This window comes from Kosakonia sp. HypNH10 (assembly GCF_029850615.1).
GTDB classification, from domain to species: Bacteria; Pseudomonadota; Gammaproteobacteria; order Enterobacterales; family Enterobacteriaceae; genus Kosakonia; species Kosakonia cowanii.
In genome coordinates, this window is the sequence record NZ_JAOTIU010000022.1 from 1 (window position 1) to 1,091 (window position 1,091).

Genomic DNA, 1,091 nt, shown 5'->3' on the forward strand with positions numbered 1-1,091 from the left:
AGAACTTTTGCTACAACGCCCGCGCCAACGGTACGGCCGCCTTCACGGATTGCGAAACGCAGACCATCGTCCATCGCGATCGGGTGAATCAGGGTAACAACCATTTTGATGTTGTCGCCCGGCATTACCATCTCAACGCCTTCCGGCAGTTCGATGGTGCCAGTCACGTCAGTTGTACGGAAGTAGAACTGCGGACGGTAGCCTTTGAAGAACGGAGTGTGACGGCCGCCTTCATCTTTGGACAGGATGTACACTTCAGATTCGAATTTGGTGTGCGGCTTGATGGAACCCGGCTTAGCCAGTACCTGACCACGTTCGATTTCTTCACGTTTGATACCACGCAGCAGAACACCAACGTTCTCACCAGCACGGCCTTCGTCCAGCAGTTTGCGGAACATTTCAACGCCGGTACAGGTAGATTTCGCGGTGTCTTTGATACCAACGATTTCAACTTCTTCACCAACTTTGATGATACCGCGCTCTACACGACCGGTAACAACGGTACCACGACCGGAGATGGAGAATACGTCTTCGATCGGCAGCAGGAACGGCTTGTCAATCGCGCGCTCTGGTTCCGGGATGTAGGAATCCAGGTAGCCAGCCAGCTCGATGATTTTCTCTTCCCACTCTGCTTCGCCTTCCAGCGCTTTCAGCGCGGAACCGCGAACGATCGGGGTGTCGTCGCCCGGGAAGTCGTACTGAGACAGCAGCTCACGCACTTCCATCTCAACCAGTTCCAGCAGCTCTTCGTCATCAACCATGTCACATTTGTTCAGGAACACGATGATGAACGGAACGCCTACCTGACGACCCAGCAGGATGTGCTCACGGGTCTGCGGCATCGGGCCGTCAGTCGCAGCAACAACCAGGATCGCGCCGTCCATCTGCGCAGCACCGGTGATCATGTTTTTAACATAGTCGGCGTGGCCCGGGCAGTCTACGTGCGCGTAGTGGCGAGTCGGGGTGTCATATTCAACGTGAGAGGTGTTGATGGTGATACCACGAGCTTTTTCTTCCGGCGCGTTATCGATCTGGTCGAATGCGCGAGCAGCACCGCCGTAGGTCTTAGCCAGTACGGTAGTGATTGCAGC

The 1,091-nt window shown here is 55.4% G+C and carries 1 protein-coding gene; it reads right to left on the reverse strand.

All coding sequences use genetic code 11. The annotated features are described in order from the left end of the window. On the reverse strand, nt 1–1,091 hold a 1,091-nt coding region (gene tuf, locus N7V53_RS22330), incomplete at both ends, for an elongation factor Tu (protein ID WP_279794982.1).